Consider the following 14,926-nt stretch of genomic DNA (forward strand, 5'->3'; position numbering starts at 1 on the left):
GCTTACAAATGTTAACTCTTTGATTGATAGTTGTTTACCCAAAAAATATGCCATAAAGGATTTTATCCCAGAACTTAAAATAGAAAAATATATATAATTATATTTGTAAAAAATATAATAAAACATTGATTGTTTGGTTTGCAAAATCGGAACATTATTCCATCAACCAATAATTCATTTCATTTTATAATGGAAAATTGGCTTTCTTTTACTTATTTCGTGCTATAAAAAAATCGACAGACAATGTTTTCAGTTCAAACTTATACAGAGCGAAGAAATGCCCTTAAACGCAGCCTCGGGAGTGGCCTTGTATTAATTTTAGGTAATGAAGAATCGCCAATGAATTACCACGATAATACCTATCGTTATCGCCAAGATAGTAATTTTTTGTATTTTTTCGGCATTAGTCATGCTGGACTTTCAGCCATTATTGATATTGATTCGGGCGAAGAAATTATCTTTGGGCATGAGTTTACAATGGACGATATTATTTGGATAGGCCCTCAACCAACGCTCGCTGAACAAGCTCGCAAAGTAGGTGTTTATCGCACCGAAACTCCTGAAAAACTGCCAGAAAGACTCAAAAAAGCCTCAAAAGTGCATTTTACGCCACCGTACCGCTATGATAATATGTTTAAGCTAAGCGAATGGCTAAATATCCCTGTGGCAGGTTTGAAAGAAAACGCTTCGGTTGAACTCATCAAAGCCATTGTGGCTTTGCGTTCAATCAAAACAGATGAAGAAATTGTGCAAATGGAAAATGCGGTCAATATTACCCGTGAAATGCACATCACTGCCATGCAGTTGACAAAAGCTGGGAAAAAAGAATACGAAATTGCAGCAGCGATTCATGCAAAAGCTTTAGAAGGTGGTGGAGATTTATCATATCCAATAATTTTTTCGATTAATGGACAAACATTGCATAACCATTATCACGGGAACACAATGACCGAAGGACGTTTGGTTATCAATGACTCGGGAGCAGAGAATGCCATGTTTTATGCAGGAGACATAACCCGAACCATTCCTGTAAGCAAGAAATTTACTGAAAAACAAAAGGAGATTTATACTATTGTTTTGAAAATGGAATTAGCGGGAATTGCTGCTCTAAAACCAGATATTCAATACAAAAAAATACATTTGTTAACTAATAAAATTTTGTTGGAAGGATTAAGAGATTTGGGTTTATTGCAAGGAAATATTGATGAAATGCTTGCTGAAGGCGTGCAAGGCTTGTTTATGCCACATGGTTTAGGACATGCCATCGGTCTTGATGTGCATGACATGGAAGATTTGGGAGAAAATTATGTGGGTTATCGTGAAGGTTTGGAGCGAAGCACGCAATTAGGCTTAAAATCATTAAGATTGGCAAAGGAGTTGGAGGCAGGGAATGTGCTAACAGTTGAACCAGGCATCTATTTTATTCCCGAATTGATTGATAAATGGAAGGCAGAAAATAAGTTTACAAATTTTGTAAACTATTCAAAATTAGATGCTTACCGAGATTTTGGTGGAGTTAGAATTGAAGATAATTGCTTGGTTACTCCAACAGGCTGTAAAGTGTTGGGGAACCCAATTCCGAAGACAGTTGAGGAAGTGGAGGCTTTGAGAGGATGAAATATATCGCCATTGTCTGTGAGGACACAGACAATGGCTTAGTTTGCTTCGATTTAAAAAAAAGCAGGGAGAATTATTTAAAAACCTCTTCTAAATTTAATCGGATACCTAATTTTTCATCAAAAAGTTCTCCTGTCATATAAGTTTTATACTCGTGCTTTGCATGAAAAATATTAATCATTTTAAAAGTTGGAATAACAATCCAACATGATTGTACCCCCGCACCAAAATAGGTATCTAATTTATCAACCAAATCTTGTGTGCTTTGTTTAGGCGAAACAATTTCAATGACACCAAGTGGCGTGTTTTTAACTCTAATTTCATCTTCCAACCAATCTGATGGTTCAGGTTTAAATAAACAAAGGTCTGGAGTAGCTTTTCCTGTACTTAGTTCAAGACTTAATTCAACAAATGTATCGTAAGTGTTTTCGTAATCTCGGGTCATTAAAAATGATAATCTTGACTCTAATCTTGAATGATTTTTGCTTGGCACAGGCTTTCCACGGTCGAGTAAATATTCAGCTTCAACATCGGTTTGTTCCAAAAATGCTGTCATATCTTTAATTGTTTTTTACAAATATAGTATTTATTCGATAATTCAGTGGTTTGTCAAAAAAATATTGGTGTCTCAATCAACCCAATCTGCAATAAATAAATTTGTATCTCTCGTACCGCCATTATTGCGATTTGAACTGAAAATGATCTTTTTTCCATCATAACTAAACATCGGGAAGGCATTGAAATTGCTCTCGGTTGTGATCTTTTCAAGACCAGTGCCATCAATATTGATCATATATAATTGAAAATCATAGCCTCGTTGTGAATGATGATTTGAAGCAAAAATGATTTTATTTCCTGCATGATTAAAGTATGGAGCCCAGTTGGCTTTGCCCAACTTGGTAATTTGTTTCAAATCAGAGCCATCTGCATTACAAGTAAAAATCTCCATGTTGGTTGGAGCAACCAAGTTTTTCTTCAAATTTTCTTTGTATTCAGTTTTTTCTTCTTCACTTGAAAAACGTGAGGCACGGAAAACCAATTTCTTACTATCAGGCGAGAAAAATGCCCCACCATCATAGCCCAATTCGTGTGTGATTTGCTTTACATTTTTGCCATCAATATCCATTGTGTATAAATCCAAATCCCCATTGCGAGTGCTGGTAAATACAATCTTTTTTCCATCAGGTGAAACAGTTGCTTCTGCATCATAGCCTGGCGAATTGGTCAGTTTTTTCTTTACATTTCCCTTCAAATCAGCCACATAAATATCAAAACTATCATAAATTGCCCAAAGATATTTCTTGCCCATGTCTGGTACTGGTGGACAAGCATGGCCGCCCGCTTCGTGTGTACTTCCGAATAAAATTTGCTTACCGTTTGGCATGAAAAAACTACAAGTTGTACGTCCAAAACTGGTACTAATAAAATCAGGACGAACTTTAGGGTCTTTTAATCCTTTCTCCACATCCATGTAAAAAATTTGGTCGCACGAAAGTCCCCAAGCAGGATTATCAGATTGAAAACTTACATATTTACTATCACGACTAAAATAAGCCTCAGCATTATTGCCACCAAAAGTCAATTGGCGAATGTTTTTAAGGTGCTTTTCTTCGGGAGCTTGAGCGAAAGTCAGTGAATAATGAACAGTTATCAGTAAACAGAGAAGCGAAGTATATTTCATGTAGTAAATATTTTAAATAAGTAAATTTTATTGGTTATTCGTAATATCGTAATTCCAAATTCACAATTCTACGAAATGGTATTTTATTTAGCAAAGGTATAACAGAATAAGTTTTTTTTGAAAAATAATTAAGAATGACTCAAAAATATCAAAATTTATTAAAAATGACACATTAATTGTTGTTAAAACAATTAATTTTGTAGGAAAACTCAACAAACCGTCTGATATGCAAAGACTTCTCCTCTTTTTCGCTTTCTTATTTATTTTTCAAGAAAATTTTGCCCAAACAAATCCAGAAAATACTCCTTTACTGGTAAAGAACACTTCCGAAAAAATAAAAATTGATGGGGTTTTGGACGAACAAGCATGGGGAAAAGCTGAGAAACTACCCACATTTTGGCAGTTTTTCCCAAAAGATAGCGTGAAAGCAAAGTATCAAACGGAGATTTTATTAACCTACGATGATAAAAATATTTACATCGGTGCTAAAATGTATTCGCCAGGAAATGCGTATGTGACCCCATCTTTTCGCCGTGATTTTAGAGCAGGTGGAAATGATAATGTGAGTTTTTTATTCGATACATTCAATGATAAAACCAATAGTTTTTTGTTTGGTATGAATCCTTATGGTGTTATGCGTGAGGCATTGTTGTATAATGGCGGTACAGCCAACGAATATTTTAATATGTATTGGGACAATAAATGGACTGCTATTTCTAAAATGTACGATGGATATTGGATTTGTGAGTTGTCAATTCCTTTTACAACATTACGCTTCAAAGAAGGAAGTAAGCAGTGGAACTTTAAGGCCTATCGCTTTGATACTCAAGCCAATGAACAATCAACTTTGATGAGGATTCCTCAAAATCAGATTATCATGAATTTGGGCTATTCGATGCCTATCGCTTTTGAGAAACCACTGAAAAAATCAGGAGCAAATATTTCAATTATCCCTTATTTATCAGCAGGAATTACACGTGATTTTGAAAATCCAAATAATCCTGCGGCAGGTAATAAAATCAATTTTGGTGGAGATGCTAAAATTGGTATCACTTCTGGCTTGAACTTAGACTTGACCGTTAATCCCGACTTTTCAAATGTTGAAGCCGACCGCCAAGTCGTGAATTTGACTCGTTTTGATGTTAATTTCCCTGAACAAAGGCAATTTTTCTTGGAAAATTCTGATCTTTTCACTGGGTTTGGTAGCTATAATACGAATCCATTTGTACCGCCTTCTGGAACACTCGGGCCAGCGGCTGGCAATCAATTGGTTAGTCCGTTTTTCTCTCGCCAAATTGGCATTAGCCTTGATACAGCCACAGGAACGAATGTGCAGAATCGAATTTTATACGGAGCAAGAATCAGTGGGAAAATAGATGATAATTGGCGTGTAGGTTTACTAAATACTCAGACAGCCGCTGATGCGTTTAAAGGCACGCCAAGCATGAATTATTCAGTGGCAGCATTGCAACGGAAAGTTTTTGGTCGTTCAAATATTGCTTTTATATTTGCCAATAAACAGGTTTTAGGTAGTGAATTGGCACAAGGAATTCATGCTTATAATAGAGTAGGGGGGCTGGAATATAATTTAGCCTCAAAAGATAATCGTTGGAGTGGGAAGGTATTTTATCATCAAGTTTTTAGTCCAATTGATATTACTGGAAAAGGTTCTCATGGGTTTATGCTCAATTATAGTGTTCGTAAACTCATTGCTAAATGGTCGCATGATTGGGTAGGAAAGGGTTTTGATGCTGAAGTTGGATTTGTGCCAAGAAAAAACTTTTTTCATATCAACCCAACGATAGGATTCAACCATTTTCCTAATAGTCATGTACTTAACCGAGTAAGTTATGGTGTAGCTTATGACCAATTTAATCAACCAGGTTTGGGCGTAACTGACCGTCAAGCGGGACCATTTTTGTTGTTAGGATTTCAAAATACCTCAAATGTCCTGATGACATTCAATCAAAATTATACTTATCTATTTGCCGATTTTGATGCTTTACGAAGTAATAAAACGCTTCCATCACTCAAAAAAGGCTCAAGTTATACCTATTATAATTTTTCGGTCAATTATGTTTCAGATTTGCGTAAGAAATTAGCGATTGCTTTTCAACCAGTAGTCGGACAGTATTTCGATGGAAATATTGTTAGTTTAGTCGGAAATGCCTCTTATCGCTTCCAACCTTATGGTTTTTTATCAGTTAATTTTAGCTATAATAATATCAAACTTTCGACTGGTAAAAATCAAGTGTATTTGCTTGGCCCAAAACTTGATTTGACATTTACCAAAAGTATTTTCTGGACAACCTATGTGCAGTATAATAGTCAGTTCAAAAATGTCAATGTCAATTCTCGTTTACAATGGCGATTTGCTCCTGTTTCAGACTTTTTCTTGGTTTACACCGATAACTACAATTCAGAAACTTGGATGCCTAAAAACAGAGCTATTTTAGCAAAAGTTACATATTGGTTAAATCTGTAAAACAATTTTCCAAATTGTTCAGCGGCAATATGTCATTGCCGTCGGTTTTAACCGACGGCATTTTAAATAGTAATTTTAACCCAAACCTCTTCTAAATAGTTTAGGCTAAAGCCAAATATGTTTTATTTATCCATTTATCGTCAGCTAAAGCAGACGGCAATGAAATATCCGAAGAACTATGACAATTTAATCTTATGTACAAACGGAGTGATGCCTGTCAAAAAAACGTGCATACCATCGGTACGTAAACTTCCAAAGTGCGATGTGTACATTTCACCTTCCAGTCCACGCAGTTTATTATGTTTGAATGTACCTTCTCCAAATTTAATCGAATCTTTCCCAAATTGATATTCTCCTATTCCATTTTCTAAGGTATAATTATTGAGAGCATCAAGCTGTTTTAAACCAATGAATTGTCCACCTTCTTTGAAGCAAAATTCAATGGTAACTTTTACATTTTCAGCTCCTTTTACCTGAAAATTCAATTCAGCACTTCCATTTTTCTCTTCAATAGCAATAATGGTTTCGATACTTTTAATATTACTTTGGGGACGATTTTGAAAATCCATTTTATTCCAAAATCTACCATCAGTACTTGGCGAATGCTTATAATTTCCATCAGCTCGCTTGAATTTTTCGGGTAAGGGTTGATAATACGGTGCTTCGATTCGTTGACTAAGTATGTATTTTTTACCTTCTTTTTTCACCTCATCGCTTCTAAAATAGCCTGTACTAAAGAAATCAGTTGAAAAACGCATATATTTCAAGATAGCTTCACCTTTTCTAAAACTAAAGAAATTTGGACTCGTTGAACGTCCCGAGCCAATAATAGTTGGTTTGTCTGTTCCTCCGAAAATTGTCAAAGTCGTATCTTCTCTTCTAATTCTTACCAAATTAGTAGTTTTGAAAAACTGTTCAAAATTGGTATTCAACTTGGCAGGTTTTGGTAATACTTTGCGTAATTCTAGGTCTTCTACAAAAAAAGCAAGCATATCTGGCATTGTTTTCTCCTCAAAACCTTTTGTTGCTTCGATTTGCTTGCTGATAGCTGCAAATGTTGCATTATTGTCATGAAGAGCCATGTGGCGATAATCTAAATAAAAAGGTAGTACATCCATGCCAATAAATTGGTCTTGCCGTCTCGAATCATTGGTTACAATTTCTCCGTTGGGTTCAATATAAAAATATGTCATATTGAGGTTTTTTCGCACATAATCATATAGTTTTGGACGTTTCAACAAGCGAGCCATTGTAATGAGACAATTATTAGTTACCTCTCCATAAATCATGCTTCGCTCTAAATAATGCCCATCGGCATCCATAAAAATGTTTTCTGAGAGCCATTCGTCAATTCTTTTTACATATTTTTTATCAGGATACAAGTCATTGATTCGAGCCAATGCTGCCGAAATCACCCAACGATGATTAGGCGTATGTACACCGCCCGTTCGCATGGCTTCGCCTGATTTCAAGATAAAATCTTTTAGTAAACCCTTTACTTCTGATAAAGATGGCATCGTAAGTTTTCTCAGAATTGCATCAGCTACACAAAGCGGCTCTAAAATAAAAGCAGTATCGGGCGGAGACGCTAAATTGCCGAGGTCGAGTGTACCGTCAGTTTTCTGATATTTTATCAAAAAATGCAAAATTTTGCTCATAAAAGGCACTAAATTTTCTTTTTGATAGAAGTATGAAGTTGGTTCAGCCAAAGCTGCTGAAAGATTGGCAAAATCGAAACCCAAACGGCGACGAATGTCGGTTATGTCAGGTTCTAATGCTTTCAAAAGTTTCTCAACTTCTTGATTATTGGCTTTTACAACTTTTTCAAAAAAATGATCATCATTTTCTGCTGACCAAGCAAAATTTGGAGAAAAAGTAAGTAAAGTACCGATTCCTAAACATTGTTTAAGGAATTTTTGTCGAGTAATATTTTGCATATTTTAAGGTTGGAATTTTGCTTGTAAAAGTAGAAAGCCACTAGATGAGTTACAAATGATTTTATGCCTAAAATTGATGTTTTTTGAAACTAAAATTTTCTGAGTAAACAAATTGAAGTAAATTGTAGGCAGAAATCTTTCTGCATTTTGAAGATGATAAATCACGAAACAAGTAACATAAATGAATTCAAAAAATCCATACATATCTCTCTTACAAACGGCTTGGAAATATGCCAAACATGAGCGTAAGCGTTATTTGCTCATTTATGCACTTTTTGCTTTGGCAAATGTCGTTTTTTCACTTAATCCAATTCTTTTTGGCTGGTTTATCAATAAAATTCAGCAAGATTATCACCATACCCTTAAATATACATTTTGGTATGTATTGGCTTATGTTGGATTAAAGTTTTTGGAATGGACATTTCATGGACCTGCTCGTGTGATGGAGCGGCAATTGGCGTTTAATCTGAGTCGAAATTTCCTGCAAGAAATGTACCATCAGGCTTTACATTTGCCTGTCAAATGGCACCAAGACCATCATAGCGGTTCAACTATTAATCGAATACGAAAAGCTTATGAAGCACTTAAAAACTTCTTCCAAAATGGTTTTATGTTTCTTCATGCTCTCTCGAAATTCATCTTTTCGTTTGGTGCAATGCTATATTTTTCACCACTTTTTGGAGGAATTGGCATTTTGATTGGCATTTTTACGATTTGGGTAATTTTTAAGTTCGATAAGCCATTTATCAAAACACTCGACGAAGTAAACGAGAAAGAACATATTGTTTCTTCTACGCTTTTTGATAGTTTGTCTAATATCATTACTGTTATTACACTCCGTCTCGAAAAAAGCATGGAGTCGGGTTTACTTGGAAAAGTACAAAATATTATGTCACCTTTTCGGCGAAATGTATTGATTAATGAATGGAAATGGTTTACGGCCGATATGCTGGTTGGCTTAACTTATGCCGTTATTACATTTGGCTATGTTTATCAAAATTATGAACCAGATAAAGTTTTTTATGTAGGAGGATTAGTTACACTTTTAGGCTTTGTTAATCAATTTACGAGTGTTTTTCATGATGTGGCGTGGCAATATACCGAAATCGTGCAGTACAATACTGATATTCAAACAGCTCGTTCGGTTAGTGAAGATTATCAAAATAACCATCGCCCAGAATCAGCTATTGCTTTGCCCAATCATTGGCAAAAAATAAACATTGAAAATCTGAGTTTTTCGCACCGAGAACTATACGATGAAGGACATGCTCCGCAGAGTCTGCATGATATTTCGATAAAAATTGAGCGAGGTAAGAAGATTGCATTTATTGGCGAAAGTGGCAGTGGAAAAAGTACGCTACTTGCCTTATTAAGAGGGTTGTATGAGCCAGAAACGAATCTTAAATTTACTGTTGATGGGCAACCTTTTCAAATGGCTACTTTGAACGAAACTGTTACTTTGTTTCCGCAAGAACCTGAGATTTTTGAAAATACGATTCGATATAATATTACGCTTGGTTTACCATTTGACGAAGCCGATGTTTGGAAAGTTTGTGACGAAGCATATTTTACAGATACTGCTAAACAATTGCCCAATGGATTAGAGTCGAATATTCAAGAAAAAGGTGTAAATCTTTCGGGTGGACAAAAGCAACGTTTGGCTTTGGCTCGTGGAATTTTGGCAGCCCAAAGCAGTGAAGTGGTATTGATGGACGAACCAACCAGCAGCGTTGACCCTAAAACCGAAGCCTTGATTTACGAAAAATTGTTTGAGACTTTTGCCGATAAAGCTATCATTTCTTCTCTACATCGACTACATTTACTTCGCTATTTTGACTATGTATATGTGTTGAGTCAAGGGAAAATTATAGCTGAAGGAACTTTTGAAGACTTGAAAAATAACAATTCAGCTTTCCAAGAACTTTGGAAGCATCAAGAAGTAAAGCAACCCGCTTATCAATAAATAACCTGAAACTATTGCTACTATGAAAAAACTAACTGGGTTTCTTATGTTGTTTACCCATCTTTGCTTTGGCCAAGCGGCCAATTACGATGAGTCAAAAATGCCACCATTTACGCTTCCCGATGTTTTGACGGCGGTCGATGGACAGAAAATACAAACTGTACCCCAATGGGAGGCTAATCGCCCTGCTTTGCTTAAATTATTTGCCGAAAATGTTTATGGAACTACGCCAAAACTGGCTCTAAAGCAACATTTTGTTGTGACCAAAACAAAAGAAGTTTTTGCTGGAAAAGCTATTCAGAAGCAGGTTTCGATTGTTTTTGATGATTATCCAAATTTAAATCCGATAAATATTTTGCTTTATGTGCCAAAAGAAGTCAAAAATTCACCAGTTTTTATAGGTTTAAATTTTGAAGGAAATCATTCTTTGATTCTTGATAATGATATTCCGATTACAAAAAATTGGATGCTCGAATACATAAAAGATACCACAAGAGTAAAAGACCACCAAGCATTAGAAGGCTCAAGAGGAACAGCAGGCATAGAAACTTGGCCTTTTGAAGAGATAATTTCGGCAGGATTTGCCGTAGCAACTGCTTATTATGGTGACATCGAACCCGATTATGCAGAAGGATGGAAAACAAGCCTAAGAGGTGTGATTGGCAAGCGAGAAACAAATACTTGGGGAGCAATGGGTGCATGGGCATGGGGACTAAGTCGAATGTTAGATTATGTACAAACTGACAAAGACATTGATGGCAAAAAAGCCATTGTAGTTGGGCATTCGAGATTAGGAAAAGCAGCTTTTTGGGCGGCTGCCCAAGATACTCGTTTTGCCGCTTATATTTCAAATGAATCGGGCGAAGGCGGGGCGGCTTTAGCAAGGCGTTGGTATGGAGAAACAGTGGAGATTATAAATAAAAATTTCCCTCATTGGTTTTGTGAAAAATTCAAAACTTATAACCAAAATGTAAATGCTTTACCAACTGACCAACATCAATTAGTAGCATTGATTGCTCCACGCCCAATATATATATCAAGTGCCAAAAGCGACCAATGGTCTGACCCAACTGGTGAATTTTTATCACTCAAAAATGCCGAACCTGTCTATCAATTATATGGCAAAAATACATTAACAGAAGAAACCAGACCGCCAATAAATCAACCAATTGGCTCATATATTCGCTACCATTACCGCTCTGGAAAACATAATATGACTAATTATGATTGGCAACAATATTTGAAATTTGCGGCAGAGGTGGTGAGGTGAAAAGAAAAAATAGAAACGCAGATTTTTATGATTATTTATGATAAATTTAATATTATGCCTCATCATAATATTTTTTCTTTAAAACTTCGGCACAAAGCCCATATTTCACCAAATAAAGGCATAAATATCGGCAGTTGATTCGAGCTTTTTCTTGGTAGTACTATCAACATCAATATTGACACCCATAATCAAGAATTGTTTGAAATACGGCACCTTTTTCTACTTCAAATCCATTACTTAGTATAAATGCTCTACTGGTTTTATATGCTCGATTTACATTTCCAGTTATTTTCTGTGTAGAGTTTAAATAGTCGAGTGAGCCTTCATTTTGGGAAGAAATGCCGGAAATAGTTCTTTCAGACAAACAATTTGGTTGAAAATACCAAAGTTCGCTCCCATAAATTGGGTGATAAGCAACAAAATATAATCTATTATTAAATGCAATAAAATCAGTTGGCCTCGAACTTTCTGTACCTTGATTTATATCCATCAGCATTTTTGTTCCTGCCGATGTACCGTCAGTAAACCAAACTTCTTCACCTTCATTTTCGGTCGTTCCTAAGAAAAAAATACGATTTTGAAAATTTGAGGGTCTCTTTTCTCCACCATTATATAGATTATAATAACCTGATAGAGTTGTTCTTACATCATAGTTTATTATTTTAGTTCCATTGGCCGTTCCATCAGATGACCATAAACATAAACGTTTCCAGTAATCATCTAAATTTCTTGATTCAAAAATTATTTTTTCGTTCACCTGCCCTAAAATACTTACTTCATTTGTCTGATAATTATTTAATTTAACAATTTTTATAGAGTCATTGGAAATGTAACATAATTGTTCGCCTATATACGGCAGACTGCAAACGAAGTGAACTTTATCTTTAAATGTTGTAAAATCTTTTATCAAGCCCATATAATGGCCTTCATTTGGAATATAGTAATTCAAATTTTTCCAAGTGATATAACCATTGTTATCAATAGTACCCTTATCTAAATAATAAAAATATCCTGAGTAGGATGAGACATACATTTCATTTTCTAAAAAATGAATATCATAAATGTGTGAACGTATCAATTGTACTTGATTATTTCTTATTCTATAAAGATATCGGGTTAAGCTTGGATCATTATAAATAACACCAACAAAATAAATGTCATTCTTATAATAGCAATGTTTCTCAATCCATAGATCATTCGGTGTCGAAAACATAGTTTCAGAAACACCACTTGCTGTTGGAATTATTCTCCAAAATTTATACTTATAAGTGTTGTCTGCATTAATCACATAAAAAGTGTCATTTTTAGCTATTGCATATTGCATTGTTCCATGTTGACTGGAATATACAAAATCATTATCATTCCCAGTTTTAGAAAATGCAAGATTTAAAACATTAGTATTTGATGGAATATTACATTGAAACATCATGTAATTATTTGATGTTGTGACACGATGGATGTTTATATTAGCTAGTTGAGTTGTATTTTGATTATTATCAAATTTCCATAAGTTGGTATTTGAACCATAAATTCCACCAACTCTTCGTTGCATGTACAAATTATCCTTCCAAACAAATAAATTACTTGTTGTAGGAACAAGAGGGTTCCCTTCATAGGAATCTTGAAATAAATTTGGCAGTTGTGCTTGAAGATTCAGGAAATTGAGCAAAAAAGCTGAAGTTAAAATTAAAATGGTCTTTTGCATCGTTTATTTTAGGAGTGTTGGATGATAATGAACTGGTTTGTGTTAATATGAACTATAAGCTATTTTTGCAAGTTTTTGGAATGCGGAGGACGTTGATGTTTCAATCGTAATGGTAAACAAATATTTTGAGGCACATCTGAAAAGATGTGCCTCAAAATATTTTCTTAAAACTTCGGTACAAAACCCATATTCCACCAAATAAACGCATAAATATCGGCAGTCGATTCAAGGTTTTTCTTGGTATTACTTGCTCCGTGACCAGAGTTTGTATCAATTTTAATCAACAAAGGATTTTTGCTACTTTTTGCCCCTTTTTCCTGTAAAGTTGCCGCATATTTGAAAGAATGTGCAGGTACAACTCTATCATCATGGTCGGCAGTTGTAATGAGCGTGGCAGGATAATTGACTCCCTCTTTAATATTATGTAAAGGCGAATAAGCATATTGAGCCTTAAATTCCTCGACATTATCTGATGAGCCATAATCGGCAATCCAATTCCAGCCAATTGTGAATTTTTGGAAACGTAACATATCCATTACGCCTACTTGTGGAATAGCAACTTTTGCTAAATCAGGTCTTTGATTGATAACCGCACCAACCAAAAGTCCACCATTAGACCCACCACGAAGAGCTAAATGAGCATTATCACAATATTTTTGAGCAATCAAATATTCTCCTGCTGCAATGAAATCATCAAAAACATTTTGTTTTTTTAATTTCATACCTTGTTCGTGCCATTTTTCACCATATTCGCCACCACCACGCAAATTTGCCGAAGCATAAACGCCTCCTTGCTCCAAAAATGGAATCAGCAACGGACTAAATGCTGGATTCAAATTAATATTAAAACCGCCATAGCCATAGAGTAAAGTTGGATTTTGTCCATTCAGTTTCAAGCCTTTTTTATAGACAATAAACATAGGGATTTTTGTGCCATCTATACTTGTATAAAATACTTGTTTTGTTTCAAAATCAGTAGCTTTGAAATCTACTTCTGGCGAGCGAAAAACGGTACTTTTTTTTGTAGCAATATCGTATCTGAAAATAGTAGGAGGGTAGTTGAAAGTGCTGAAAGTATAAAAAACAAATTTATCATCTGTCTCGCCACCAAAACCACCAGCCGAACCTAAACTTGGTAGTTGAACTTCATTTTCAAGTTTTCCATTCAAATCATAAACATACGCACGAGTGGTTACATCTTTCAAATAAGTCGCAAACATTTTTCCACCCGCTGTGCCAACACCTTGCAAAGGTTCAGGTTTTTCAGCTAGAATGGTTGTCCAATTACCTGAGGTTATATCATATTTTTCTACTTTATCATTGGGAGCATTTTTATTAGTTTTAATTAAAAATGCTTGCCCAACGTTATCAATCACACCAAAGCTAAAATCAGTAATTTCAGAAACAATTGGTTTGAATTCTTTTTGACCTAAAGCTCTATAATAAAGAGCATTGCCATCTTTGCCTTTCCCACGATCGCTGATGCTCAAAAAAGCAAATTTTTCATCATCACTTGTATAAACACCATTGAAACGTTGTGGATTAGTTTTATCTTCAAAAACCAACTCATCGGTGTCTTGGCTTGTGCCAATTTTATGAAAAAATACTTGATGATTTTCATTTTTTGCTGCCAAAGCACTCCCTTCGGGCTTTGGATAACGGCTATAGTAAAAGCCATTGCCTTGCCAAGCAATCCCCGAAACTTTCACCCATTCGAGTTTATCACTGAGGTTTTGTTTCGTTGCCAAATCCATTATCACAATATCTTGCCAATCAGACCCACCTTTTGAAAGAGCCATTGCACCATATTTTCCATCTTTCGATAATACAAATTGCACCAAACGAGTGGTGCCATCGGTCGAAAGTTTGTTTGGGTCAATGACCAATTCAGGGGTGCCAGTCAATCCTTTTTGGCGATAAAGTACTGATTGATTTTGTAAACCATCATTTTTGTAAAAATAAAACCATTCACCTTTGCGAGAAGGAGACGAATATTTGGCATAATTAAAGATTTTTTCGAGTCTTTTCTGTAAATCTGCTCGGTAAGGAATTTTTTCTAAATAGGCATTCGTCACTTCATTTTCTTGTTTTACCCACGCAGCTGTTTCGGCCGAACGGTCATCTTCAAGCCAGCGGTAAGGATCGGCAACGATGGTGCCATGATAATTGTCGGTGTGGTCTATTTTTTTGGTTACTGGATAATTATACTGAGCCATTGCTAAACTGGGAAATAAGAGAGAAATAAGGAGTTTTTTCATAGTTTGAGAT

The 14,926-nt window shown here is 35.3% G+C and carries 9 protein-coding genes; 4 read left to right on the top strand and 5 right to left on the bottom strand.

The features are described 5' to 3' along the window. Window positions 1–243: 243 nt before the first annotated feature. Window positions 244–1,617, top strand: a complete 1,374-nt coding sequence (locus tag ACQUQZ_RS06845) for an aminopeptidase P family protein (RefSeq protein ID WP_435354092.1) — start codon at window positions 244–246, stop codon at window positions 1,615–1,617. 73 nt (window positions 1,618–1,690) lie between these two features. Here the strand turns inward: ACQUQZ_RS06845 and ACQUQZ_RS06850 are convergent, their stop codons facing one another. Both ACQUQZ_RS06850 and ACQUQZ_RS06855 read right to left on the bottom strand, forming a co-directional pair. Next, on the bottom strand, window positions 1,691–2,173 hold the full coding sequence (locus ACQUQZ_RS06850; protein WP_435354094.1) for a Uma2 family endonuclease: 483 nt from the start codon (window positions 2,171–2,173) through the stop codon (window positions 1,691–1,693). Window positions 2,174–2,245: 72 nt separating this feature from the next. Further along, complete coding sequence (locus ACQUQZ_RS06855) at window positions 2,246–3,298, bottom strand: TolB family protein (RefSeq protein WP_435354095.1); 1,053 nt, start codon at window positions 3,296–3,298, stop codon at window positions 2,246–2,248. A 226-nt stretch (window positions 3,299–3,524) separates the two neighbouring features. Here ACQUQZ_RS06855 and ACQUQZ_RS06860 point away from each other — a divergent pair, with 226 nt between their 5' ends. Beyond that, window positions 3,525–5,783: a DUF5916 domain-containing protein gene (locus tag ACQUQZ_RS06860; protein WP_435354096.1), complete on the top strand. Its 2,259-nt coding sequence runs from the start codon at window positions 3,525–3,527 to the stop codon at window positions 5,781–5,783. Between the two features lie 176 nt (window positions 5,784–5,959). Here the strand turns inward: ACQUQZ_RS06860 and ACQUQZ_RS06865 are convergent, their stop codons facing one another. Further along, the gene (locus ACQUQZ_RS06865) at window positions 5,960–7,720 is read right to left on the bottom strand and encodes a hypothetical protein (RefSeq protein WP_435354097.1); all 1,761 of its coding nucleotides are present in this window, start codon (window positions 7,718–7,720) and stop codon (window positions 5,960–5,962) included. Between the two features lie 181 nt (window positions 7,721–7,901). Here ACQUQZ_RS06865 and ACQUQZ_RS06870 point away from each other — a divergent pair, with 181 nt between their 5' ends. After that, on the top strand, window positions 7,902–9,683 hold the full coding sequence (locus tag ACQUQZ_RS06870; protein WP_435354099.1) for an ABC transporter ATP-binding protein: 1,782 nt from the start codon (window positions 7,902–7,904) through the stop codon (window positions 9,681–9,683). Window positions 9,684–9,705: 22 nt separating this feature from the next. Beyond that, window positions 9,706–10,953: an alpha/beta hydrolase family protein gene (locus ACQUQZ_RS06875; protein ID WP_435354101.1), complete on the top strand. Its 1,248-nt coding sequence runs from the start codon at window positions 9,706–9,708 to the stop codon at window positions 10,951–10,953. 169 nt (window positions 10,954–11,122) lie between these two features. Here the strand turns inward: ACQUQZ_RS06875 and ACQUQZ_RS06880 are convergent, their stop codons facing one another. After that, complete coding sequence (locus ACQUQZ_RS06880; RefSeq protein WP_435354103.1) at window positions 11,123–12,658, bottom strand: hypothetical protein; 1,536 nt, start codon at window positions 12,656–12,658, stop codon at window positions 11,123–11,125. Window positions 12,659–12,822: 164 nt separating this feature from the next. Further along, the gene (locus ACQUQZ_RS06885) at window positions 12,823–14,916 is read right to left on the bottom strand and encodes a prolyl oligopeptidase family serine peptidase (RefSeq protein WP_435354104.1); all 2,094 of its coding nucleotides are present in this window, start codon (window positions 14,914–14,916) and stop codon (window positions 12,823–12,825) included. Between the last annotated feature and the right edge of the window lie 10 nt (window positions 14,917–14,926).

It is taken from the genome of Emticicia sp. SJ17W-69 (assembly GCF_051209875.1).
Lineage (GTDB): Bacteria > Bacteroidota > Bacteroidia > Cytophagales > Spirosomataceae > Emticicia.